This is a genomic window from Leptothoe sp. EHU-05/26/07-4 (genome assembly GCF_043421015.1).
GTDB classification, from domain to species: domain Bacteria; phylum Cyanobacteriota; class Cyanobacteriia; order Phormidesmidales; family Phormidesmidaceae; genus Leptothoe; species Leptothoe turfae.
Genome location: NZ_JAXSQV010000001.1, coordinates 102,375 through 124,096, shown reverse-complemented (window position 1 = coordinate 124,096; position 21,722 = coordinate 102,375). Strand labels below are relative to the sequence as shown.

General features: G+C 49.5%; 18 protein-coding genes. 3 read left to right on the top strand and 15 right to left on the bottom strand.

The window, feature by feature from the left end; all coding sequences use genetic code 11:
- Nucleotides 1-1,536 carry a beta-barrel domain-containing protein gene (locus tag U2F10_RS00595; RefSeq protein WP_163659641.1) on the top strand — a complete coding sequence of 512 codons (1,536 nt, stop codon included), beginning with the start codon at nucleotides 1-3 and terminating at the stop codon, nucleotides 1,534-1,536.
- A gap of 192 nt (nucleotides 1,537-1,728) precedes the next feature.
- Here U2F10_RS00595 and codB read toward each other — a convergent pair whose 3' ends face one another.
- The 4 genes from codB to U2F10_RS00575 form a co-directional block, all read right to left on the bottom strand.
- Complete coding sequence (gene codB, locus U2F10_RS00590; RefSeq protein WP_499870159.1) at nucleotides 1,729-2,994, bottom strand: cytosine permease; 1,266 nt, start codon at nucleotides 2,992-2,994, stop codon at nucleotides 1,729-1,731.
- Nucleotides 2,995-3,087: 93 nt separating this feature from the next.
- Nucleotides 3,088-3,567, bottom strand: coding sequence for an FHA domain-containing protein (locus U2F10_RS00585; protein ID WP_499870158.1), 480 nt, complete (start codon nucleotides 3,565-3,567; stop codon nucleotides 3,088-3,090).
- Nucleotides 3,568-3,769: 202 nt separating this feature from the next.
- Nucleotides 3,770-4,198 carry a GIY-YIG nuclease family protein gene (locus U2F10_RS00580; RefSeq protein WP_163698928.1) on the bottom strand — a complete coding sequence of 143 codons (429 nt, stop codon included), beginning with the start codon at nucleotides 4,196-4,198 and terminating at the stop codon, nucleotides 3,770-3,772.
- A 199-nt stretch (nucleotides 4,199-4,397) separates the two neighbouring features.
- The gene (locus tag U2F10_RS00575) at nucleotides 4,398-4,568 is read right to left on the bottom strand and encodes a hypothetical protein (protein ID WP_156828462.1); all 171 of its coding nucleotides are present in this window, start codon (nucleotides 4,566-4,568) and stop codon (nucleotides 4,398-4,400) included.
- Nucleotides 4,569-5,283: 715 nt separating this feature from the next.
- On the opposite strand from U2F10_RS00575, the gene U2F10_RS00570 reads away from it, so the two are divergent.
- On the top strand, nucleotides 5,284-5,484 hold the full coding sequence (locus U2F10_RS00570; protein ID WP_163699299.1) for a hypothetical protein: 201 nt from the start codon (nucleotides 5,284-5,286) through the stop codon (nucleotides 5,482-5,484).
- Nucleotides 5,485-5,644: 160 nt separating this feature from the next.
- Here U2F10_RS00570 and clpB read toward each other — a convergent pair whose 3' ends face one another.
- Together clpB and gloA are read right to left on the bottom strand one after the other, a co-directional pair.
- A complete protein-coding gene (gene clpB, locus U2F10_RS00565; protein ID WP_163659632.1) occupies nucleotides 5,645-8,281 on the bottom strand; it encodes an ATP-dependent chaperone ClpB in 2,637 nt (878 codons plus the stop codon).
- 209 nt (nucleotides 8,282-8,490) lie between these two features.
- Entirely contained in the window at nucleotides 8,491-8,916 is a 426-nt protein-coding gene (gloA, locus tag U2F10_RS00560) for a lactoylglutathione lyase (RefSeq protein ID WP_163659630.1), read from the bottom strand.
- A 268-nt stretch (nucleotides 8,917-9,184) separates the two neighbouring features.
- On the opposite strand from gloA, the gene eno reads away from it, so the two are divergent.
- Nucleotides 9,185-10,477 carry a phosphopyruvate hydratase gene (gene eno / locus U2F10_RS00555; protein WP_163659629.1) on the top strand — a complete coding sequence of 431 codons (1,293 nt, stop codon included), beginning with the start codon at nucleotides 9,185-9,187 and terminating at the stop codon, nucleotides 10,475-10,477.
- Between the two features lie 141 nt (nucleotides 10,478-10,618).
- Here the strand turns inward: eno and U2F10_RS00550 are convergent, their stop codons facing one another.
- The 9 genes from U2F10_RS00550 to U2F10_RS00510 form a co-directional block, all read right to left on the bottom strand.
- Nucleotides 10,619-11,272: an ExbD/TolR family protein gene (locus U2F10_RS00550; protein ID WP_163659627.1), complete on the bottom strand. Its 654-nt coding sequence runs from the start codon at nucleotides 11,270-11,272 to the stop codon at nucleotides 10,619-10,621.
- 133 nt (nucleotides 11,273-11,405) lie between these two features.
- Nucleotides 11,406-12,071 carry a MotA/TolQ/ExbB proton channel family protein gene (locus tag U2F10_RS00545; RefSeq protein ID WP_163701158.1) on the bottom strand — a complete coding sequence of 222 codons (666 nt, stop codon included), beginning with the start codon at nucleotides 12,069-12,071 and terminating at the stop codon, nucleotides 11,406-11,408.
- 60 nt (nucleotides 12,072-12,131) lie between these two features.
- Nucleotides 12,132-13,391, bottom strand: a complete 1,260-nt coding sequence (gene lpxB / locus U2F10_RS00540; RefSeq protein WP_163659623.1) for a lipid-A-disaccharide synthase — start codon at nucleotides 13,389-13,391, stop codon at nucleotides 12,132-12,134.
- Between the two features lie 41 nt (nucleotides 13,392-13,432).
- Nucleotides 13,433-14,257 carry an acyl-ACP--UDP-N-acetylglucosamine O-acyltransferase gene (lpxA, locus tag U2F10_RS00535; RefSeq protein ID WP_006518869.1) on the bottom strand — a complete coding sequence of 275 codons (825 nt, stop codon included), beginning with the start codon at nucleotides 14,255-14,257 and terminating at the stop codon, nucleotides 13,433-13,435.
- A 10-nt stretch (nucleotides 14,258-14,267) separates the two neighbouring features.
- The gene (fabZ, locus tag U2F10_RS00530; protein ID WP_163659621.1) at nucleotides 14,268-14,777 is read right to left on the bottom strand and encodes a 3-hydroxyacyl-ACP dehydratase FabZ; all 510 of its coding nucleotides are present in this window, start codon (nucleotides 14,775-14,777) and stop codon (nucleotides 14,268-14,270) included.
- 37 nt (nucleotides 14,778-14,814) lie between these two features.
- Nucleotides 14,815-15,660: a UDP-3-O-acyl-N-acetylglucosamine deacetylase gene (gene lpxC, locus U2F10_RS00525; protein WP_163661641.1), complete on the bottom strand. Its 846-nt coding sequence runs from the start codon at nucleotides 15,658-15,660 to the stop codon at nucleotides 14,815-14,817.
- A gap of 17 nt (nucleotides 15,661-15,677) precedes the next feature.
- The gene (locus tag U2F10_RS00520; protein WP_499061473.1) at nucleotides 15,678-17,939 is read right to left on the bottom strand and encodes a BamA/TamA family outer membrane protein; all 2,262 of its coding nucleotides are present in this window, start codon (nucleotides 17,937-17,939) and stop codon (nucleotides 15,678-15,680) included.
- 209 nt (nucleotides 17,940-18,148) lie between these two features.
- On the bottom strand, nucleotides 18,149-18,877 hold the full coding sequence (purC, locus tag U2F10_RS00515) for a phosphoribosylaminoimidazolesuccinocarboxamide synthase (RefSeq protein ID WP_499870156.1): 729 nt from the start codon (nucleotides 18,875-18,877) through the stop codon (nucleotides 18,149-18,151).
- A gap of 128 nt (nucleotides 18,878-19,005) precedes the next feature.
- Nucleotides 19,006-21,588, bottom strand: coding sequence for a GAF domain-containing protein (locus U2F10_RS00510; RefSeq protein WP_499870154.1), 2,583 nt, complete (start codon nucleotides 21,586-21,588; stop codon nucleotides 19,006-19,008).
- Nucleotides 21,589-21,722: the final 134 nt, after the last annotated feature.

The window sequence follows — 21,722 nt, the reverse complement described above, 5'->3', positions numbered from 1 at the left end:
ATGACATCTCAACAAATACCCAACAGCGGTGTCCCGAATGCTCCCAGCAGTCAGGCCCAGCCTTTTGATCAGCCCGTTATCTTACGTCAATCGCCCCTGTGGTCACGGGCAATTGTGTGGGCCATCCTTGGTGTCACCAGCATCAGTGTACTCTGGGCCTTTTTAGCCAAGGTAGAAGAAACCATTCCCGCCCAAGGCAAGTTAGAACCCGTGGGTGTGGTGCAGCCCGTACAAACCCCCAGCGGTGGGGTCATCGAAACAATTCACGTAAAAGAAGGTGACCTGGTAGAAAAAGGTGATGTGCTCATTACCTTCAACCAATCAGCGGCCAAAGCTGAACTAGATTCTTTATTACGCATTCGTGGCTACCTCGCCGACCAAACTGAAATTTATCGGTCCCAGAATGGCAATGGTAATGGAGAAGCAGTCAGTGGCATGACAGCGAACGATCTACAGCAGCGACTAGAAGAAAGAAATCAGCTAGAAGCTAGCAATCGTATCTATCAAGCTCAAATTGATGGCGATACCAGTGGTTTATCCGCCGAGGCTGCGGCAGACGTTAGCAGTGCCATCGGGGAATCCCAAGCACGGCAAACCCAAAACCAAGAGCAAATTAAAGACCTCAAAGCTCGTCTCAGCCAGGCTCGTTCCGAACTGGTCAACGCTGAAAATGACTTGGACACGAACGAAGAAATTCTCAGCCGATTACAGTGGCTAGAAAAAGAAGGAGCCGTAGCCGAACTAAGCCGATTGCAACAAGAGCAGGAAGTCAGCACTCGGATTACTCGAGTCAGTACTCTCAAAGATGAAATTAGCCGTCTTGATGCCCAAATTAATCAAGCTGAAGCCGAAATTGAGCGGGCCGAGTTCGAATTTGAGCGCAGCCGCCGCGATCAGATCCGCAATAACCGCGAGCGGATTTCATCGATTGACAGTGATTTAGGGCAAACCGTCTTGCAAAACGAGACCCAGCGTCAGGAGCTAGGCAGCCGCATTGCCCAACTGGAAGAGCAACTACAGTTCCGCGAACTGACGGCTCCTGTCAGTGGTGAGGTATTTAATTTAAAAGCCAACCAACCAGGGTATGCGGCCAATTCAACCGAGCCGATTCTAGAAATTGTTCCTCAAGATAACCTGACTGCCCGCGTCTTTATCCCCAATAAGGACATTGGCTTTGTACAGTTGACGGATGATTGCCGTACCGCCGTCCGGGCAGAAGACCAAGCCGGGATCGAAGCTGAATGCAAGCCAGTGGATGTCAGAATCGATGCCTTTACCTACAGCGAATATGGCGACATTGACGGCCACTTGGTCAGTATCGGCTCAGATGCTTTACCTCCTGATGAAATATATCCGTTCTACCGATTCCCAGCTGAGATTCAGCTTAAGTCCCAGGTATTGGAATCCAGAGGTGAGACCTATACGCTACGGTCTGGTATGTCGCTCAATGTCAATATTAAGACCGAGAAGCGCACGGTGATCTCGTTCTTTACAGACTTGTTTGTGCGCAAGAAGGATAGCTTCTTCTCGAAGTAAGCAATGATCGATTTTGTCTATCTCTAGGTCGTTTGGCTGCATAAAGATAGTCCCTACTGGTAAGGTCTCCCGTAGGATTTTAGCCCTCATCCTAAATCCTTCTCCCTGGGGGAGAAGGACTTTGAGGAGTACTCAGGAAAAGGTGACTCTTCTCTTTTCGGGGCATTGTCTTTTTGGGGCACTGTCTTGCGACTACCGCAGTACCCGGCACAAAATACCGTAAAGCACAGCTGCAGTCACAATTCCATTGACTGGACCAATGCCTATACCAGCATTACCCGTCACGTAGGCCACAATAGACCCGATTACATAGGCGATCACACCGGTCCAGTTAAAGGCAGGTAAACGGGATGACAGCTTAGGAAAACGGCCCCCATGGCGCAGCCAGAAGTCCACCATAATGATGCCGCCTACGGGGGGAATCACAGTACCCAGAAAAATCAGATATTGGGGTAATAGCTCGTAAATACCAGAAAGAGTAAAAGCCAGTGCTAATGTTGCCCCACCCAGTACAAACCCATGACGTTTGCGAGTGCGGAACATATTGGCCCCTGCCACTGAAAAGGCATAGATGGTGTTGTCTTGAGTGGTCCAAACGTTAAGGATTAAAAGAATCACACCGCCTGCCAAAATGCCCTGGGTCGCCATCGCCTTGATCAAATCTTCTGACCCATAGACCAGGGTGCAAAATGCGCCTGCAAACACCAAAATGCCATTGACCACCATAAAGGCGCTCAATGTGGAAATGATGGCACTTTTACCAGAATCAGCAAAGCGGCTCCAGTTAGTGGATTGGGTTCCCCCTGAGATAAAGGTGCCAATGACTATGGCCAAGGCAGCTCCCATATTAATCTCACCCGTAGGCTCAGGGAGAGTGCCATTAAAGTCTCTAAATGCTAGAAACAAGCTAAGGGCTACCAAGATCAACATGGCAGGCACAGCTAATCGACTCAGCCAGTCAATAGCTCGATAGCCTACATAGGCAGTGGCACAAAAGGCATAGTTAAAAAACAATACCAGCACCATATACAGAAAGCCCTGGTTCGGTACCCCCAACAGCTCTAATAACACCTGCACCACAATGGCCGTGGTAAAGGCATACCAGCCAATCTGGGTAAAGCCCATAATGAAATCTACCCAGCGAGAGCCCACGTTACCAAAGCTAAACCGGGCCATAAGTACCGTGGTCAGACCGCTTTGGGAAGCAATGTAGCCCAGTGCTGCACAATAGCAGCCGAGAATCAGGTTGCCAATGATAATGATGGTCATCAGCTGCGGGACACTAAATGCCGGTCCGAGGGCACCCCCTGCAAACAGAGTGGTCGATGTCAGGGCAAATCCCATCAGCAATAAGCACAGCGACCAAAAAGGTTTACGTGCTGTTTTAGGTACCGCACTGAGCGGATAGTCCTCGGCCACCGAGGTTTCGAGTACATTCGGTTCTGTAGATAGAGACATTAAGTTACCTCACCAGTAGAGCGTGAAGGTGTTTCTAGTTAGTCTCTATTCATACGGGTTTTTACGGATTTAGATAGTATCCATTGCAACGATCTATGGAATACACCTAATTACATCCCCTAACCCAGCATCTGCCTCCAATTCAGGCAGTAGTGGGTATGGATTACGGAGCCAATTGGACTTTGTTGAGCCATCTGATGCAACAGAGTCAGATGAAACGCTTGAGGTGGTATCTTGCTGGCGCTGATAGTAGACGGCCCGAGCCTGAGGGCCAAAGATAATTTCATCCTCGTTTTGCAGATCATGGGACTCGAGCTTACGGCCATTGACTAGCATGCCGTTAGCACTGGCTCTACCCTGGAGGTTGCCATCTAAAATTCGATAAAACAAACTCCCATCTTCCTTAGGAAGCTGAACTAAGGTGGCATGGTGTCGACTAACAAACTGTGACGTTAAGCGAACATCGCATTTAGTATCACGCCCGAGAGAGTAGAGAGAATCATCAAGAACAATCTCTCTTCGGCCTTGATTATCTTCAACGATAAGAATACTGGAGAGACAACTGGATTTCATTAATCTTTAATGGTAATGATTAAACTCTTATAAGAAGTAATTTTCCTAATGCGATCGGGCATTAGAAACTACTGAATAGGTCTAGTTTTACAACTATTTCGCCCGTCTCCCCCGTAATAGTCTTTGGCTTTGGAGAAGCTTTAACAAAAATGTAGTCTTGCCCTAGTTTGATAGACAGAATCAATGAATTTGATGAACAGAATCAATGAAATAGAGCGATCGCAACTGCTGCTGCCATCACCCCCAACATCAAGCTATGACTTGAAATAAATAGCACCCATAAGCAGGTGGCTGCCATCAACACCCGTTGTAGCCAATGGACCTTAGACAGTGCCGGTATCTTTGAATAGTTCCATGGCGGACTGTATTCAGAAATGAGTCGCTTTTCTAGGGTGCGTGCAGCTTGCTTGGGCAATGGCAAATAGTGCAGGCTAGGACGCCCGAGTTTATCGGCTTGAGCAAACCGATGATGTCCTTTACCCCGCCATCTTCGATTTAGATTACTGGAAAAGCCAATGTAGTAAATTTTCTTCTGTTTAATGACCGCATAAACACCTGATGTCTGAGGCAAACTGCGTCGCTCCTCTAGCAGTACAGAGGCCCAACGCCGTGGGTGAGGGTGCGCTCTCATTCAGTAGGGATTTAAACGGCAACCCCCATTTTAGTATCTTAGTATCATCAAAAAATGGTCTAAGGGCTCCTATCTGAGACCCCTAGACCATTTTCATCAGCAGCATTTAGTGAGTTAACGATTCTAGAGCTGCTACCAACAAAGCTTTCTAAATCTTAGTGACCAAAATGTAGCTCAGCAGCTTATGTAGCTCAGCAGCTTACCAATCTTCGCGAAGAATTACTTTGGAGCGTACCCAGGCAGCCCATAGAAACGGCTGTAAAACTATTTTTACCACCCACTTACGCCAGGAACTTGGCTGCCGCGTTGGCTCGTCGACTACAACAAGCATTTGATCTTGGGTCAGGGGTGAGGCTACTGTCGTCATCATTTGCTTGAAATTCCCTATATATAGAACTTAAGTCTCCGTTGGTTATTTCCCCTGATGTGTGGGCGTCACAACGAGCTTAAATCTAATGGTAAATAGACTGATACCTCAGCCATTGATCGCAGGTTGCTAACGCCCTCCTAACGTATCAACCTTGCCAACGGCCAATGTGCCACCTTTGGGGTGTTGGTTTAAGTGGCACACTCGTTTCCTTCGCATCAACTTTACATTCACCCACTATACGTTCACACGTACATCAACCAAAATCCTCTTGAGTATTCAGACAGGCCGTAGTTTTAAGGGACAGCCATTTGCATAGCATTGCGATCGCAATTATTGACGCCCTCGCGACCAACTTAAATAAGTGGCACATTACTTTCCTGGCAAAAAAGATGGTTTTAGGCCCCTATAATCTCCAACATCTAGCCACCAAATATGATCTTTTTATGTAGCTCTCCGTTCAATCTTTAGATCAAAAGGCCGATCTGGGTCCCAGTTTTTCCTGGACAATTCTGCAAAGTATCCCCGTAAAAATCCTTACACATCAAGCCTTTACTCTGGTGTCATCCTCTGAAACCCTTGATTTAAGGGCCTTCAGCGACGCTCGTATTCATGAACATTTATGTCAAAGTACCGGATATACATCTAGTTCAATTGGCTGATGCTTTTTACTCCTTTTACAAAGATTATGTGAATATGTTCCCCAGACTACATTTCTATGTGGATACTCAGCACGTTACTAGAGGGCGGCAGTATAGAAGACGCCATTGTGAAAACCGTGGTTATGAATGCTAAGCGCCCAAGCTACTTCCCCCCCCAAGGGTTCGTTCTAACAATGTTAGAAAGCCTTAGCCAAGTGAATTCAGGGTTATCCAATGCCATCGATGTGTGTGTAATTGAAGGTGGTCGTAACTCCTAACCTGGCACTCAAACGTAGTGAGTCAGATCAGAGGATTTACCGCAAAGCAGCATCTACTATTGCCATTGGATCCATGATTTTGACATTTAATAGTATTTAAACCCCGATGTCCTTATCGACATCGGGGTTTTTAATACCTATCAAATTATGATCAACCCGCCTAAGCAGCCTTGTCGTCTAAGGCATCAGCTTTTTTAACCTGAAACTTGAGACGGTCTTCGATGTAATCGATAACGACTTTGCAGCCTTCAACAAACGTATTTTCTAAAATTTTGGTAGCGATGGGATTCTCCAACTCCCGCTGAATCGCCCGCTTCAGCGGTCTGGCTCCATAAACAGGGTCGTAGCCCTTATCCGCCACGTAATCAATGGCTGACTCTGAAACATGTAAGGCAATCTTTTGATCTGCCAGGAGTTTATACAGACGCTTCAGCTGAATCGACACAATAGAACGGAGTTCATCTTTACTCAATGGATGGAAGATAATCAAATCATCCACACGATTGAGAAACTCTGGACGAAAATGACCACGCAGGGCACCCAGCACTCGCTCCTGCATTTCTACAAACTGCGATTCATCTCCCGCTACATCAAGAATGTGATCGCTACCAATGTTGCTAGTCATGACAATGACTGTGTTGCGAAAGTCCACCGTTCGTCCTTGAGAATCGGTAATCCGACCATCATCGAGTACCTGTAGCAAAATATTAAATACATCGGGGTGGGCCTTTTCCACCTCATCCAGCAGCACCACAGAATAGGGATGACGTCTGACAGCCTCAGATAGCTGCCCACCTTCTTCATAGCCAACATATCCAGGCGGTGCACCGATCAGTCGAGCGACGGAATGCTTTTCCATATACTCCGACATATCCACCCGCACCAGGGCCTCCTCGGTATCAAACAAACAGTCAGCTAACGCACGGGCCAACTCAGTCTTACCCACCCCTGTCGGTCCCATAAATAAGAATGAGCCGATGGGTCTGCCCGGGTCTTTCATGCCTGCGCGGGCCCGGCGAATAGCGGCCGCTACAGCAGTCACCGCTTCACTTTGCCCAACCACACGCTGATGCAAATATCCCTCTAACTGCAACAGCTTTTGCCGCTCAGTTTCCATCAAGCGATTGACGGGAATCCCCGTCCAATTGGCAACAATCTCGGCAATATCCGCCTCACTTACCTGTTCACGCAACAGAGTAGATCCCTTATCCTGCATCTCTTGCAGCTGCCCGTCTAAAATCTCCAGCTCCTGTTGTACAGCTTCCAAACGTCCATACTTAATTTGGGCAGCCCGATTCAAATCATAGGCCCGCTCAGCTTGCTCCACTTGTACCCGCAGCTGATCTTCTTCTTGTTTCAATGCCTTAATGGCATCGAGGGCTTGCTTTTCAGACTGCCACTGTGCCGTAAATTTCTGTTGTTTAACAGAGAGTTTTTCGATCTCTTTATTAATGCGAGATAACCGTTGTTTCGATGTGCGGGATGTGGACTCTTCCCCTTGTAAGGAGAGTTTTTCCATTTCTAGCTGCCGTAATCGCCGATCAATGGTCTCCAACTCCACCGGTTTGGACGTAATCTCCATTTTGAGCTTGGCAGCCGCCTCATCGATCAGATCGATCGCTTTATCGGGTAAAAAGCGATCGCTAATGTAACGATCCGATAGCGTCGCTGCAGCCACCAACGCCGAATCCACGATCTTCACACCATGATGGGCCTCGTAGCGTTCTTTTAAACCACGCAGAATCGAAATGGCATCTTCCACACTAGGCTGACCAATGTAGACCTGCTGAAACCGTCGCTCTAGGGCCGCATCTTTCTCAATGTGCTTACGATACTCGTCGAGAGTCGTGGCACCAATACAGCGCAGCTCTCCCCGTGCCAAAATCGGCTTGAGCAGGTTGCCGGCATCCACATTACTATTACCACCACCCGCGCCAACGACGGTATGCAGTTCGTCAATGAAGAGCACGACCTGACCATCAGACTCAGCCACTTCCTTTAGCACTGAGCGCAGCCGTTCTTCAAATTCACCACGGTATTTAGCTCCAGCAATTAGGCTACCTATATCCAGGGAAATCAGCTGGCGATCCTTAAGGGATTCGGGCACATCGCCATTGACAATACGTTGGGCTAACCCTTCCGCAATGGCGGTTTTACCCACACCGGGTTCACCAATTAAAACAGGGTTGTTCTTAGTACGCCGTGAAACAACCTGAATCACCCGCCGAATTTCTTCATCACGGCCAATAACCGGGTCAAGCTTACCGTGTTTAGCCTCTTCCGTTAAATCGCGACCATATTTCTCTAACGCTTCGTAAGACTCCTCCGGGTTCTGACCGGTGGCTTTTTGCTTACCACGCACTTGATTAATGGCCGCACGAATGCCAGATACATCTAACTCAAAACCACGCAGTAGCCGTCGACCAATGCGCTCGTCCTCAGCAAACCCCAGCAGCACATGCTCAACAGAAATGATGTCGTCCTGTAGCAGTTGACGAGCTGCCTCTGCCTGATCGAGCATCCGGTCCAGACTTTGCCCCAAATACAAGCTACTATCTGCTGACACCCTGGCACGCGCCTGACGCTGGGCAAACGCTTCCAACTCTTGCAGCACTAGCTCAGGATCCAAACCCGCTTTGGACAAAATGGTATCCGCCAACCCCTGCTGCTCAATTAGCGCCACCATGACATGTTCAACCTCAAGATATTGCTGACGAAAACGTCGTGCCACATCTTGAGCTTCAACAATGGCATCCCATGCCTTAGCGGTAAATTTATCAGGATTAGATGGCTGCATGGGGTCTAAATGGTTCGGCAGGGAAACGAGTAATCAGTATATCAATTGGGGGTGGGGGGCGTTCGCTGCGCTGGGGGAGTAGGGGACGCTGAGCTAGGCAGTAGGGGACACGAGAAAGCCCGCAAGTCTCAAACAAATGGAGCCGTTGTTCAACCTGATAGTGGGTTCCCCCCATTCCCCACGGCCTATTTCCCGCTCTCCGCTCTATATCAAACCGTTGCCGCTGCCGTTGGCACCTCAGTCTCAGCCCCTTGCTTTAGCTGAATCAACTCAACCTTATAGCCATCAGGGTCAGTCACAAACGCAATCACAGTTGAACCATGCTTCATCGGCCCAGGCTCACGAACGACTTGCCCGCCCCGTGCTTTGATCGCTTCGCAGGTCTGATAAATATCGTCTACCCCAAGGGCGATATGGCCATACCCTTCACCGAGATCGTAGGACTCTACGCCCCAGTTATGGGTTAGCTCGATGACGGTATGATCGCTTTCATCGCCATAGCCCACAAACGCAAGGGTAAACTTCCCACCTGGGTAGTCCTTCTGGCGCAGTAGGGTCATACCTAAAACATCGCAATAGAATTGCAGGGATTTTTCTAAATTGCCAACCCGCAACATTGTATGCAATAAACGCATGGCCTTTCTTTCCTTAAGCTCAGTTGGTTCTAATCCTAGCGTTGGTTAGTTTCTATGATGGCCTAGACCGGTATATCTAGGCAGATTGATGTGCTTTTCCTTACATTTTTGCTCTGCAACCCTATCGTTGATGCAGGATAGCACCGTATGCTTGTTTATCGTGCAATCGTTCAGCCGTCATCGGCATTGAAAGATTGGACATAATGACCAGTGAGTCCTACACCCCCATCGTTTAACCGTAGTTAATCCACAAGGAAGCGTAGATTTGATGATTGACCTACTCGAAACCACTATTGAAGAGATTCGCGCCCGCGAAATCTTGGACTCTCGGGGTCGCCCCACGATTGAGGCTGAAGTTTATTTATCGGTGGGTGCAGTGGGCCTCGCCCAAGTCCCCAGTGGAGCATCCACAGGCACCTTTGAAGCCCACGAACTCAGAGATGGTGATACTCGCTACGGAGGTAAGGGGGTGCTCAAAGCGGTCAACAATGTGCATGAAGCCATTGCTCGTGAGCTGATGGGTCTAGATGCTTTAGATCAGGTGGTCATTGATCGCACCATGATTGCCCTGGATGGCTCAGACAATAAGGCAAATTTAGGTGCCAACGCTATTCTGGCGGTATCTTTGGCCAATGCGAAAGCGGCGGCTCAAGCATTGGGACTACCGCTCTACCGGTATCTGGGTGGACCATTAGCCAACGTACTCCCCGTTCCCCTGATGAATGTGATCAATGGTGGAGCCCACGCCAATAATAATGTAGACATTCAAGAATTCATGATTGTGCCCAGCGGTGCTAGCAGCTTTAAAGAAGCTCTGCGTTGGGGTGCAGAAGTTTTTGCTAGTTTGAGCAAAGTTTTAGATCAAAAAGGTTTGCTTGGCGGTGTGGGGGATGAAGGCGGTTTTGCCCCTAATCTGGGTTCAAATCAAGAAGCGCTAGAAATTTTGATCGCTGCCATTGAGTCAGCAGGGTACAAGCCGGGTGAACAAATTTCCTTGGCTTTGGATGTAGCTGCCAGCGAATTCTATAAGGATGGTAAGTACACCTTTGATGGTCAGGCTCACTCTCCGGCGGAGACCATCGAGTATCTCGATAAGCTAGCCAGTCAATACCCCATTGTGTCCATTGAGGATGGTCTCCATGAGGAGGACTGGGATAGCTGGAAAGCGCTAACCACCAAGATGGGCAATCGGGTACAGCTAGTGGGCGATGATTTGTTTGTGACTAACCCCACCCGCTTGCAAAAGGGCATTGATCAGGGGGCCGCTAACTCCATATTGATCAAGTTAAACCAGATTGGCTCGTTGACTGAAACCTTGGAAGCCATCGACTTGGCGACTCGCAACAAGCTGACATCAGTGATTAGCCACCGTTCTGGTGAGACTGAAGATACCACTATTGCTGATTTGGCAGTGGCTACCCGTGCAGGCCAGATTAAAACAGGTTCCCTATGCCGTAGTGAGCGGGTTGCAAAATACAATCGTCTGCTACGCATTGAAGACGAGCTAGCAGAACAAGCCGTCTATGCTGGTGCCGTTGGCATGGGACCCGGTCAGGGCTAATTTCTCTTCGGGAAATTTATAGTTTGGCGCAGCCTCTCCTTTGGAGATATGCATTCAGCAGATTGCTATAGTTTCGAACCCACAACGGGGTAACCGTTGTGGGTTCTCCTTAAGAAATGGTGAGAGTAAACGTTTTGAGGGTTATTCGTCGTCGGTTGGCAAAGGAGATGGGCTGCTGGGCGTGAGTGAGCTGTCTGGTAATGAACTGTCCGGTAATGCACTGCCCGGTGTTGTTGGGATGGGCGTAGTGGTGGATGGATTCAGGGGATCGCTGGGTAATTCACGCCCTGGCAGACTGGAGTCTGAACCGTTGATTAAGTCTTGAATATCAGCCGGTAGTTCACCAGGCAATGTATCTTGTGACGACTGCGTACCCGGCGGTAACGTTGCCAGAGCCACACGGTTCCCCCCCACCGTCCGCAGGATGTCTAGCACTCGCACAACATCGTCATAACGAGAGTCTTTGGCTGCATACAGCACCACAATCCCCTCCGGGTTACCTGTATAAAAATCACCCACAAGCCCCAAGAGGTTCTGTTCCAAAATGGGGTCTTGGTCAAGATATATGCGGCCAATGGGGTCAACACTCACATATAAGCGATCGCGACCAGTGGTTAAGGCCGCAGGCGGTAATGCCGACCCGGTATTCGCATTGGGCAGATCTAAACTAATCGCCTGTTGGCGGCTACCCACTGCCGCCAAAATAAAGAAGGTCAGAATACAAAAGACAACATCGACCAGGGGAAGTAGTTCGATGACAATGCCGTTTTGTTGATCGTCTAGGTCTAGTTTCATGGCGATGCTCAGGGGGTTGGGGGAGATTGGATTGGAGGGGGGAAGAATAATTTTGAGGTGATTGCTGTTTTATCAGAACGACCCAAGCCGCAGGTTTTGAACTTAAAATTCAGAATTCAAAACCTATTCCACCTTAATTAACTGAAGCACCCAGTTCGCTGGGCTTACCCCCGCTTAGGGACCAGGCCTGACGGTAAAGTAACTCTAGCTCGCTACCGGACTGACGAAAGACTTTGGCTTGACCAAACACCAAACCTTGAAAGAGGCGATAAAACATCAGGCTAACAATGGCAATAATCAATCCAGTAGCCGTGGTGATCAAGGACTGACCAATACCTTCAGCAGCACCACTGGTTGCACTACCAATGGCCAAATCATTGAGATTGAGTGACCCAAGGGAATTCATCAAACCTAAAACGGTACCTAACAATCCCAACATTGGAGAAACAGCGATCACGAGTTCTAGCACCTTATCGCCTCGACGCATAGCGGCTAATTCTTCATTGGCAGCTGTTTCTAGGGCCAGACGAAACACTTCAGGATCTTGATCTTTGAGCTTCAAAGCAGCATAGAGAAAACGCCCCATGGGCAAACGGTGGGCCCGTTGAGCAATTTCAGTGGCGGCAGTCCATTCTCGCCGGGCGGCTTCGAGCACACGACCGGCGATCTCCCGCTCGCGGGTAATGATGCGCGACCAAAACCAAATACGCTCAATAATTGTGCCGAGGGCAATTACTGATAGGACTAGCAGGGGCCACATGGCTATCCCACCTCTGGCAAATAAGTCAGTAATGTTCACTCGTTTTCTCCCCTACGCTTTCTCAGACGCATGTTACCTGCTCGGGTCCCAGATCGGCCACTATCTTTTAGCACAAGCTGCCTTGCCGGTGGCCAAGGCTAGAATTTCGTTGGCGGCGCGATCGCAAACTCCCACGGAGCCCAAATGCTTTCGCATTGTCCTGTAGCCCTCCACCATTTTTTGACGCTGATCCGGATTGTTCAATAGATTTAGCGCCATTTGGCTAATGGTGTCAGGTTTGGCATCCCACTGCACAAACTCTGGCACAATCGGCTCCATATTAACCAGATTTACAGGTGAAACGTAGGTCACCGAAAATTTAAGCACAAACTCCGCCACCCAGGCAGTTAAACGATTCAGCCGATACATCACCACCTGAGGGACTTCCATCAAGGCGATCTCCAGATTAGCGGTGCCTGACTTAGCAATGGCTAAATCGGCAGCGGCAATGGCCAGGGCCTGTTCTTGCTGAGCCACAACCTGCCCTTTCAAACCATACTCTTTCAGTGCCGCTTCTAGCCTTGAACGAAAGGCTTCCCGAGCCAGCGGGATTAAAAACTTGATCTGAGGGATTTGGGTCTGAATCTGCTGAGCCGCCGTCAACATGATCGGCAGCACATAGGTTAACTCCTGGGGGCGTGAGGCGGGCAACAGGGTAACAACACAATCAGAGCCACCTACCCCCAACTGTTGACGAGCCTGTTGTTTTTCAGATGCTGGATGATAGTCGGCAAATTTATCCAAAAGGGGATGACCCACCCAGGAGACCTGGCCACCTTTTTCACGATAGTAGCGAGCTTCGCCTGGAAAAATGGCCAAAACCCGATCAGAAATAGACAAGATCTTCTCGGTATCGCCCGGCATCATGGCCCAGACCCACAGCTGTGGTGCAATGAAATAGGTAATCGGTACCGCAGGAAACTGTCGACGAATGAACTGCCCAATGGCGACATTAGGCCCCATGTAGTCAATCAACACGACTACATCGGGGGGCGATTCCAGTAAATGCTGCTTAGCCTGGCGCTGCATTTTAATCGCTGCCCAAGCATGGGGTAAGGCTTCAAAAATGCCGATAGAGCTCACGGGCACCGTATTACCAATCAGTTTCGCCCCAGCAGCAGCCATGCGGTCTCCCCCCATGGCACTGATTTCCACCTCAATGCCCTGCTGAGCAGCTTGGCGTTTAAGCCCCTCCACCAGCAACGCTCCCTGTAAATCACCAGAGACTTCCCCAGTGTGAATAAACACCCGAACAGGAGACGCAGGGGCACGTCTCACGGCAACGGGAATGTTGGTGTCAGTATTGTCGTTATGCTGCATGCTAAGACCGGTTGTAGCACCGAAGATTTAGGGCCAGAACCTTATTTGCGTGAGATATGCCGTCCTGGAATAACACCTCGTCGGCTGTCGCCTTGGGAAGCCACTAAGAATCTATGGAGATGTTGCACATACTCATTGTTAGCAACAGAGTCCAATTTATTGAGAGCCTCGCTAAATGTGAGCCCCGAGCGATAAAGCAAACGATAGGCCTGTTTGAGACCATCGTATACACGCCCAGATTCTAGATCGCCAATGCCTGATCGCTTCAGACCGACCTGATTGAGTCCCCTTACCCTTGATGGATTGCCTTCCACCATCATGTAGGGAGGCACATCGCGCTCAATCCGACTCATGCCACCAACCATGGCATGGCGACCAATGTGAACAAATTGGTGAATGCCAACAAGACCGCTGATGCGGACATTAGATTCAATGTGAACGTGACCGGCCAGTGCCACCGAATTTGCAATGATAACGCTGTCTTGAATCAGGCAGTTATGGGCTATGTGCACATAGGCCATCAAAAGATTGCCATTGCCTAAACGGGTAATTTCACCAAATCGAGTGGGTCGGTTGATGGTGACATATTCACGAATGTTGTTATCGTCGCCGATGGAAACCAAGCTCTCAGAACCGTCATACTTGAGGTCCTGAGGCTCTAAACCAATGGCAGCTCCAGTAAAAATGCGATTGCGCTGGCCAATTTCGGTGTGCCCATCCAATACCACATGGGGACCAATTTCGGTGTCTTTACCAACACTGACTTTTTCCCCGATAACAGCGTAGGGGCCCACTTTCACACTAGAGTGGACCTGGGCCCTCGGATGAATGACCGCCGTGGGATGAATCAGAGCAGTTGGGAACATTGGTTATTTGTTATTCCACCACAGAAAACATCAGGGTACCTTCGCACACCAGTTGACCATCAACTTCAGCCTTAGCCTGCATTTTGCCGAATTTTAGCCCGCGAACGCTAAGCAACTCTGTTGTGATAACCAGCTGGTCACCTGGCACAACTGGTCGCCGAAACCGAACTTTATCGATACCAGCAAACATACATAAGCCATTCACACCAGGCATTTGGGTCAGTACAATACCGCCCACCTGAGCCATGGCTTCAACAATCAGGACCCCGGGCATAATAGGACGCCCCGGAAAGTGTCCTTGGAAATGGGGTTCATTGAACGTGACATTTTTTAAACCAACTGCCTGTTTGCCAGGAACATAGTCGATGATGCGATCAACTAGAGCAAACGGATAGCGATGGGGTAACAACGCGTGAATCTGCTCTAGATTAAGGGTAATAGGGGTAGGATTCTCGTCGGCAGTCGGTTGAGATTCCTGATTGGTAGGATGAGCTTTATCTTTAACAACGGTGGTGGCCATAGACGTTTTTGAACAGCAACGGCGTAGGTGCTCTCGGCTAAGCGGGAGCCGATGTTTCTGACAAACAGATAGCGGCCAAATGACGAGCTAACTGCACGTGCAAACTATGACTAGCTCGATAAGCTGTCACATGCATCGTAGGGAGAACACCTAATAAACTGAGATCCCCTACTAAGTCTAAAAGTTTATGACGTGCCGGTTCATTTGCAAATCGCAGCGGGGGATTAAGCCAGCCCTCTTCATCACAAACTAGGGCGTTTTCAAGACTGCCACCTTTAATCAGACCTTGCGATCGCAAACCGTCAATTTGATGGGCCATGGCAAATGTACGGGCCGGAGCCACCAGCTCAACAAAGTCTCCAGCCATGGGAGACCAGCTATGCCACTGATTACCAATGGCAGACATCGGAAAGTCAATGCCATAGCTAAAACGAAGCTCTGAAGCGGGCAACGCCATCACATAGGCATCCCCATCCCGCACAATAACAGGCTCAGAGAGTATTCCACCGCCGCGTGGGGACTCTTGTTCCACCGTTCCCACCGATTGCACAAGACGACTCCAATCAAGTGAGGACCCGTCCATGAGAGGCACTTCTGACCCGTCAATTTCAATACGGGCATTGTCCACCCCGGCAGCCCACAATGCTGCCAACAAATGCTCCACCGTTCGCACGTATGGCCCTTCAGGGCTGCCCAACTGTGTTGAAAGACGAGTTTGACTCACAGCTGAGACATCAGCTGGAATCAATTCAGCACCTGCATCTGTGCGAACAAAATGACGACCCACATTAGTAGCGGCAGGCAACACCGTTACATGGGTTATCTGCCCTAAATGTAGCCCCACTCCCGTAGCGGTAACCGGAGCAGCCAAAGTATGTTGCATGCCTGCTCCCTCTGTCATTAGAAGCGTTCTCCAATCCCAAAGTGAATGCGACCATCACCGCCGTCACCTAAGCCATAGTCAAGCCTGAGCGCACCTAACGGTGTTTGTACTCGAATACCGGCACCGTAGCCAAAGCCATCTCCAGGCTTATCACGAATAATCGCCGGATCGCCAGGGACATTATCCCCTGAACCCAGGTCAGTACCATAGTCAACAAACAAAGCGCCGCCGAGAAAAGACGTGAACAATGGGAAGCGATATTCAGCAGTTGCCTGCACAAAAGAACGACCACTCCCTAAATCACCCTCATCAAACCCGCGCACTGAGTTGGTTCCCCCGAGAGAGAATGCTTCATAGGGAGGCAAGTCGCCCAGCACGGTTCCCCCCTGCACATTAAGAGCAATGGTTTGGGGACCATCACCCAATTTGATGAAATTAACCGGCACATAGCGACTATAGCTAGCCCGTAATCGATTAAAGAAAATTGTGCCTTGACCAACCGGAATAGTCTGCTCCGAACCAAGCCGCAGCAAACTGCCACTAGTGGGAGCTAAGGGGTTATTACGCTGGTCCCAAACAAAGCCGATGGGAATACTCAAGAGATCATCACGACCATCGCCACTAAAGCTTAGATCGTTACCAAACTGGTCTTCAGGAGATAAATCGCCATCGCTATCTCGAATGGAAACACGCTGATATTCCAGACCAACTGAACCACTCCAACCGTTATCTAAAGGACGTCCAAAGGTCACACCTCCACCCAAACGGTTAACCCGAGGAGTATCTCCATTAGGTAGATCAACATCGGTGTCCCCTCCGTCAAAGATTAGAGAAATTGAGCGGCGGTTAAAGCCATTCACCGTGTAGGACGTGCGATGGGGGTCTCCAGCAATCCAAGGATCCGTAAAGCTGACATCAAACAACAGCTCGCGTTCACTTAGCTGCACTTCGGTGCGCAGCGTCTGATTATTACCGCCCAGGTTATCCTGCTGATAGCTGACACTACCAAAGACATCACCACTGAGGTTAAAGCCAACGGCAGCACCGACAGATCCTGTATTGCCTTCATCAACATTGACGACCACCTTGACTTTTCGAGGATCTTCATCACCAGGGTCCAGCGAGAGACGGACGTCATCAAAAATCCCTAGACCAAACACTCGCTGCAGATCCGACTGGATTCTGTCCTGCCGGAAAACGTCACCGGGCTGGGTTTCGAATTCTCGGGTAACGATAAACGGGCGGGTTCTACCGTCGATGGGTTCCCCCTCTGCATCAACGCTATTACCATCCGCATCGATGTAGCGAACTTCGATGGATTCAATCACACCCTCAGCAACGACTAGGGTAGCCACACCATCGTCTGAAACCTGGGGAGCCGCCGTCACCTGAGCCAGTACATATCCCTGCTCACGGTACCACTCGTTAAGTTCTAAAATACCGTCTTGGAAATCAATCAGATTGAGGATTTTGCCATACTGATCGCCAAAGATTTCATCAATTTTCTCATCCGGCAACACACTTGCTGTTTCAGCGTCAGTGCGCACATCTACACCGGTTAGTACTGGGTTGGGTTGTACCCCAAAGGTAACCCGCACCCCCAAATCAGTATCCTCGGGTCTGGCCCGAACATTGGCAAAAAAGCCCGTGGCAAACACGTTGTTAATGTCTTCTTGCAGCTGGCTACGGGTGGCTGTACGACCAGGACGCAGGTTGATTGCCTGATAGACAATGTCTTCAAGTTCTGGATCGAGGGGACTACCGTCCAGGGTAATGACATCTAGCTCAGCCACAAGCACCTGAACTTCTTCGTCTGCGGGCTCCTCTTCTACAACCTCTTCATCGGGTGTTGGACTCTCAGGACTCTCAGTCTGTGGCGTATCCTCAGGTTCTGGCGCTGCCTCAACGGGCTCGGCTGGCTCGGCTGGTTCAGAGGGTTGATTGTTAATGCCGTCTAAAAGGCGATCTAACGTTTCTTCAGGGGTTTCTTCAGATTCTTGAACCAATAAGGTAGCGCTATCAGTCGATTCGGCTGCGGCAACGGGTAGCTCAACAGCCACATCCTCAGAGGTTTCAGAGGCAATTTCTGTTTGCTGCTGAGGCAATCCCTCTGTTGGGGTTAGCTCTGACTGACCAGCAACCGCTGATTCTGCGGCATCATCTGCCATAGCATCAACTGTGGAAGCGTCCACTACGTCAGCCGCATCGGCTGCGAGTACGGGCAACCCAAACAATGTCGCAACGGTGCAACAAGCCAATAGAGTCGGCGAAAAGCGCATAGGCAGAAAACGTACTCCTTACACCAAATAGGAACAGACGCTCTTAAAAAGCCCCTGTTAATGACATACACTAAATCCGGCTTAGGGGTCTATAACTAAGGTTCTAGTAACCCTTCACTTTTTCAAACACACGTCTGATTGCGCTAGAAAAATGTGAACAGAATTTAATATTTTTCTGAAAGATTCTACCGCACCGCATCCCTCAGTGCTCAATTTGTATGTGCCAGAATTCGATCCAACACCTGCTGATATCCTGACTCCACATCCCCTAAATCCTGACGAAATCGGTCTTTGTCCATCACTCGACGGGATTCATCCGTTTCCTCTTGATTCCATAGGCGGCAGGTGTCGGGGCTAATCTCATCGGCCAAAACCAGGGTGCCGTCAGCAAGGGTGCCAAATTCAAGTTTGAAGTCAACCAGGGTAATACTACAGCTATTGAAAAAGTCTTTGAGAATTTGGTTAATACTGCGGGCCATGCGATCTAGCTCAGTCACAGTATCATCGCTGGCGATATCCATGGCACGGATGCGATCGCAAGTCAGCAGCGGATCCCCCAGGTCATCATTCTTGTAGTAAAACTCCACCAGCGGCGGCGTCAGCGGTGTGCCCAGGGCCAACCCCGTTTGCCGACAAAGACTGCCAGCCGCCAGATTACGCACCACCACTTCCAGGGGCACAATGGTTACCGGCTTCACCCACATCTCCCGCTCATTGGGAGAAGCAATCCAATGGGTGGTCACGTCCTGGGCTTCTAGCAGCTTAAACAAGTGGGTGGACACGGCATTGTTAATGCACCCTTTATTGGCAATGGTCCCTCGCTTCTGAGCATTAAACGCCGTGGCATCATCCTTGAAGTACGTCACCAATACCGCCGGATCCTCAGTGGCATAAAGAATTTTTGCCTTGCCTTCATAGAGCTTCTTTCGCTCAGCCATGGGGCCTCCCAAGGAAAATTTGCATCGCTCATTTTAGCGTGGATGGGTGTTACAGGGGCGTCCTAAAAATTTGTAGAGGCGTTCCATGGAACGCCTCTACAAATTAAGGAAAAATGGCAAACCTATTTTTATTTAGTGGTCATGACATATACCCCATCCCAATCCGCTGGCGGTGGATTCTCTAAATAGGAATGAATACGGGCAATGTGCACCGATACAGCTTTATCCTGAGGTCGCATCACCTTTGCCCGCGTGAATAGGTCTAATGCCCGCGTAAACTTTTGCGAGGTGTAGGCCTTACGGGCTTGCTTGTAAAGGTCTAGAAAGTCCTGGGTTGCCTGATCTAACTGGTGATTTTGTCGGCTGCCAATCAGCTCATAAATTTTCACAGGCTTTGTCTTACCCTTCACACGCGTTAGATCCAGCTCTCGCACCCAGACTAAGTCACGACATCGAGCATAGGTATGTTCGCTCATGACAATGTCACAGCCATACTGTTTGGTCACCCCTTCCAACCGGGAGCTGAGATTCACACCATCACCGATCACCGTATATTCCATCTTGCGACGGGAACCGATATTGCCAGACACCACCTCGCCAGAGCTCAGACCAATACCGATGTTGATTTTGGGTTGGCTATTCGCCTGGCGTGACCGGTTAAAGTGCACCAGCCGCTCCCGCATATCGAGGGCCGCTTCCACGGCTGACCAACCATGGTTTTCCAGGGGCAACGGCGCACCAAACACAGCCATCAGGGCATCACCGATAAATTTATCTAAGGTGCCTTGGTGATTAAAGACGGCTTCCACCATGGTCTCAAAGTACTCATTCAGCATGGAGACCACCTGAGATGCCTCCAGTCTCTCGGTCAGGGTGGTGTAGCCACGAATATCGGAAAATAGTACGGTGACATCCCGACGTTTACCCACCATCAGGGAATCTTCCCCAAGGGCCATGACCTGATCCGCCACACTGGGGGTCATGTAGCGATACAACGTCGTTTTCATCCGCTTTTCCTGGCTGATGTCTTCCAGAACCACAAGACCACCCCTGACACCGCCACCGGGATCGGTCAGGGGATTGACCGTGAGGTTAATGCTATGTTCAAGGTGGTGTACGTTCTCATAGGCATTGATCGCGTCAGACCGTTGTCCCCAGAGATAGTAAGTCTGGTTAGTATCGTCATGTTCTCGGGGAATAAACGTGGAGGATTTGCGCCGGATTTCGGCAGGCACTAACATAACCAACTGGCCTTTAACCGTAGTTAGTGCCACCTGTAGGGTTTGCTCAGGTACATACTGATGTGTACCAAACTCTAAACTATCAGCCAGGCGCGATCGCAAATTCTCAATCGGCACCACTTCCCAAAGCAATCGCCCGATCAGCTTTTCTTCCCAGGTTTTCTGTAACGCCTCCAGAGATTCACCCTCAACAATCACTGACTCGTCCATGGGACACCCCAGCAAGCTCAGGGCTGTTTCATTGATGGTGACGATCCGGCCCCCCATATCTGTGGAAATAACGGCATCCGAAAGACTCTGAAGAATATCCTTCTGATATTGCTTCTCCACCAACACATTTTCAAATAGCTGGGCATTTTCTAAAGCAATCCCCGCCTGGGTATTAAACGCCCGCATAAACGACTCATCCGAGCGAGTGAATGCCCCCTGCATCTTATTAATCAGCTGGGTCACCCCCATAATTTTGCCCGATGAGTTAAACACCGGCATGCACAAAATACTGTGGGTGCGATAGCCAGTGCGCTCATCCGCCGAGCGATTAAACCGACTATCCTTGTAGGCATCAGGAATGTTCAGAGTTTCGCCAGTGGACGCCACATAGCCCACAATACTGTCCTTATCATTGGCCTGGCGTAACTCCATCAGCTCTGTACCATCGGCACTTTGCACTTTAGACCATAGCTGATTACCATCCATCAGCCACAGGGTGCTGCGATCCGCCTGCATGAGTTTTCGCGCTTCAGCCATGACCGACTGCAGAGTCACTTCTAGCTCCAAACTCTGCTCTAACGATGAAATGGCATTGAGTAGCGCATTGAGGCCTTTCTGGGTGCGGGCAGCCGTATAAAACGAGTTACAGCTTTCTAGGAGTACACCAATGGAGCGAGCAAAGGATTCAAACTCCTTTTCATCCTGGAGCGTAAACCGGTTACCGCCAATTTTATTGAGCAACTGCACCACCGCAACGACGTTGACACCGTCGCTAAAGATGGGCATACACAGAATATTTTTAGTGTGATATCCCGTTTCTTCGTCCGTTGCCCGGTTAAATCTAGGATCATCATAGGCACTGGGAATGTTAAGGGTTTTTCTAGTCTCAGCAACATAGCCAGCAATCCCTTTACCCATTGGTATTCTGATCTCGACCGCCTTCTCCCCCGCACCCTGAGCAATTTTTGACCAAAGTTCTTGATTCTCTTCATCGACGATGAAGATAGTAGTGCGATCGGCCTGTAGAATCTGACCAATTTTTAAGGTAAACGCCTCCAACAGCTCTTCCAGAAGCGTTTCCAGCGATTGATTATTAATCAAGTTGATCGCTTTGAGAAAATACTCAAATTCTTGAATGATCAACTCTAAAAGCTCAATAAATCTAGGCTTAGATAAATGCCGAACCTGAGCCTTAAGACGACCGGGCATGGTGCCCTGCGACAAGCGGGCCAACGTGCTATCTGCAGATGACTGAGCCATAGTTATTTATACGGGTTAGCCAAAATTATAAATTAACGGGAGTTATTGAGCCTTTATGGTGCAGAAACTCGGAAAATGCACGGGTGCATTCTCTAAATACTGACAGAAGACTGCAATTACAATAGTTTGCCCTC

What these genes read in the sequence shown, in the direction of transcription:
- U2F10_RS00595 (WP_163659641.1), top strand. Translation starts at nt 1, where the DNA reads ATGACATCTCAACAAATACCCAACAGCGGTGTCCCGAATGCTCCCAGC.
- codB (WP_499870159.1), bottom strand. Translation starts at nt 2,994, where the DNA reads ATGTCTCTATCTACAGAACCGAATGTACTCGAAACCTCGGTGGCCGAG.
- U2F10_RS00585 (WP_499870158.1), bottom strand. Translation starts at nt 3,567, where the DNA reads ATGAAATCCAGTTGTCTCTCCAGTATTCTTATCGTTGAAGATAATCAA.
- U2F10_RS00580 (WP_163698928.1), bottom strand. Translation starts at nt 4,198, where the DNA reads ATGAGAGCGCACCCTCACCCACGGCGTTGGGCCTCTGTACTGCTAGAG.
- U2F10_RS00575 (WP_156828462.1), bottom strand. Translation starts at nt 4,568, where the DNA reads ATGATGACGACAGTAGCCTCACCCCTGACCCAAGATCAAATGCTTGTT.
- U2F10_RS00570 (WP_163699299.1), top strand. Translation starts at nt 5,284, where the DNA reads ATGTGGATACTCAGCACGTTACTAGAGGGCGGCAGTATAGAAGACGCC.
- clpB (WP_163659632.1), bottom strand. Translation starts at nt 8,281, where the DNA reads ATGCAGCCATCTAATCCTGATAAATTTACCGCTAAGGCATGGGATGCC.
- gloA (WP_163659630.1), bottom strand. Translation starts at nt 8,916, where the DNA reads ATGCGTTTATTGCATACAATGTTGCGGGTTGGCAATTTAGAAAAATCC.
- eno (WP_163659629.1), top strand. Translation starts at nt 9,185, where the DNA reads ATGATTGACCTACTCGAAACCACTATTGAAGAGATTCGCGCCCGCGAA.
- U2F10_RS00550 (WP_163659627.1), bottom strand. Translation starts at nt 11,272, where the DNA reads ATGAAACTAGACCTAGACGATCAACAAAACGGCATTGTCATCGAACTA.
- lpxB (WP_163659623.1), bottom strand. Translation starts at nt 13,391, where the DNA reads ATGCAGCATAACGACAATACTGACACCAACATTCCCGTTGCCGTGAGA.
- lpxA (WP_006518869.1), bottom strand. Translation starts at nt 14,257, where the DNA reads ATGTTCCCAACTGCTCTGATTCATCCCACGGCGGTCATTCATCCGAGG.
- fabZ (WP_163659621.1), bottom strand. Translation starts at nt 14,777, where the DNA reads ATGGCCACCACCGTTGTTAAAGATAAAGCTCATCCTACCAATCAGGAA.
- lpxC (WP_163661641.1), bottom strand. Translation starts at nt 15,660, where the DNA reads ATGCAACATACTTTGGCTGCTCCGGTTACCGCTACGGGAGTGGGGCTA.
- U2F10_RS00520 (WP_499061473.1), bottom strand. Translation starts at nt 17,939, where the DNA reads ATGCGCTTTTCGCCGACTCTATTGGCTTGTTGCACCGTTGCGACATTG.
- purC (WP_499870156.1), bottom strand. Translation starts at nt 18,877, where the DNA reads ATGGCTGAGCGAAAGAAGCTCTATGAAGGCAAGGCAAAAATTCTTTAT.
- U2F10_RS00510 (WP_499870154.1), bottom strand. Translation starts at nt 21,588, where the DNA reads ATGGCTCAGTCATCTGCAGATAGCACGTTGGCCCGCTTGTCGCAGGGC.